General features: G+C 59.7%; 2 protein-coding genes. One reads left to right on the top strand and one right to left on the bottom strand.

Annotated features, from left to right (window positions below; genetic code table 11):
* Nucleotides 1–1208 (bottom strand): glycine dehydrogenase (locus NW841_RS11170; protein WP_414386430.1); only part of this gene is annotated, 1208 nt, incomplete at its 3' end.
* A 214-nt stretch (nucleotides 1209–1422) separates the two neighbouring features.
* Here NW841_RS11170 and psbU point away from each other — a divergent pair.
* Entirely contained in the window at nucleotides 1423–1785 is a 363-nt protein-coding gene (psbU, locus tag NW841_RS11175) for a photosystem II complex extrinsic protein PsbU (protein ID WP_414366594.1), read from the top strand.
* Nucleotides 1786–2117: the final 332 nt, after the last annotated feature.

Genomic DNA, 2117 nt, shown 5'->3' on the forward strand with positions numbered 1-2117 from the left:
ACCCTGTAGCCCAGATCCCGGATCCCGGCAGCCAGGTGATGGGCCTGGCGATGGATGCGTTCGGCAATTTGCCGCAGGCCGCGCGGGCCGTGATAGACGGCATACATGGAGGCCACCACCGCCAAGAGCACCTGGGCGGTGCAGATGTTGCTGGTGGCCTTGTCGCGGCGGATGTGCTGCTCCCGCGTTTGTAGGGCTAGGCGCAGGGCCGGCCTGCCCTGGGCATCTTGGGAGATCCCCACCAGCCGCCCCGGCAGCAGCCGTTTGTGGGCCTCGCGGGTGGCAAAGTAGGCAGCGTGGGGGCCGCCGTAGCCCAGGGGCACCCCAAAGCGCTGGGTGGATCCCACCACAATGTCTGCCCCCCACTCCCCTGGCGGTTGCAAGAGAGTCAGGCTGAGCAAGTCAGCAGCTACGGCCACCACCATCCCTCTTTGGTGAGCCTGCTCCACCAGCTTGCGGTAATCCCGGATCTCTCCATAGGTGTTGGGATACTGCAAGAGCACGCCAAAGCCGTTCTCCAGATCTAACTGCAAAGGATCCGCCACACGCACCTGGATCCCCAAGGGCTCTGCCCGCGTCTGCACGACGGCAATGGTCTGGGGATGGCAGCCGCGATCCACCCAGAAGACCTGGGATCCCTTGCCTGCCAGGGCATAGGCCAGGCTCATAGCCTCAGCGGCAGCAGTGGCTTCGTCCAGCAGGGAGGCATTGGCGATCTCCATGCCTGTTAGATCGATCACCATCGTCTGGAAATTGAGCAGGGCCTCTAGCCGCCCCTGGGCGATCTCCGCCTGGTAGGGGGTGTACTGGGTGTACCAGCCGGGGTTCTCCAGAATGTTGCGCTGGATCACCGGCGGCGTCAGGCAGTTGGAATAGCCCATGCCCAAAAAGGAGCGCCACACCTGGTTCTGGGCCGCCATTGCCCTCAGTTCTGCCAATACTTGCTGCTCACTGCTGGGGGATCCCAGGTGCAGGGGTCGGCTGCTGCGAATCGCCGCCGGCACCGCCTTATCCACTAATTCCCGTAGAGAGCTCAGCCCCAAGGCCTGCAACATCTGACGGATTTGCTGGGCGTCTGGCCCGATGTGCCGCCAGACGAAGAGTTCTCTCTGCTCTAGCAGCTCCAGCTCTGGATCGGCGGCAGAGAGGGGTTGAGACGTCTCCCGGCCAGAGGGGCTGAGGGGATGGAGGATGGTGGAGTCGGACATGGGGCAAAACAAAAGCGATGAGCAGTTGGTCAGCCGCCAAAAGGCTATTCCCCGATCATAGTTGTTAAAAATTATTTCTGACGGGATCCAAATCTGAATCTGGGTCTCGATTCGGGGTAGCGGGGATGAGACACTGAGTGGTCGGAGAATGTTAGCGACCTATCCCCTGAGCGTTGTCATGACTGCTTTCAACCTTGTCTGCAAAGGTGGTGCTATGCGTCGGCTGTTGTCTGCTTTGGTGTCTATCCTGTTGATGCTCTGTCTGTGCTTGGCCCCCTTGGGGATCCCGGCCGTGGCGGCAGAGCTTCCGCCGGTGAAACATCTTGACACTCCCATCGATGTGAACAACACCATCCTGCGCAACTACCGCCAGTTGCCTGGCTTCTATCCCACCCTGGCCCGTATTCTGGTGAAAAATGCTCCCTACAACAGCCTGGAGGACATGCTGCGGATCCCAGAATTGACGGAGCAGCAGAAGGCCCTGATCAAGGCGAACGCGGAGAACTTCGTGTTTGGGGAGTACCAAGAGGGGGCCAACCAACTGGAAAATCGGATCAACCAGGGGTACTACGGCTGATCCTGGCAGAGTCTGCAGAAGAGAAGGCTTTCTGCTTCTGTGCAACTCTCAAGAGGGAAGGGATCCTGCGGCCCGCAAACTGGATTAGAGGTTGGTGGTTGGCTTGCCAACTGCAGGATTACCCAAAGCCTGCTCCGTACTACTCGGCGGTTGGAGTCGGGTAGTTTACTCTCTATCCCTCGTCGCCAGAGCACCCCTCAGGTTTTGATGGCCTTAACGTAAGGTGCGGAATTCCCCACCGTATAGACGGTGGGGATGGATAGCACCCTCTGACTGATTCTGGTTCTAGGGAGCAAATCATGCCAAAGCCTAGCCCTTCCCAATACACTTTA

This window comes from Synechococcus sp. H60.3 (assembly GCF_047462295.1).
GTDB lineage: Bacteria > Cyanobacteriota > Cyanobacteriia > Thermostichales > Thermostichaceae > Thermostichus.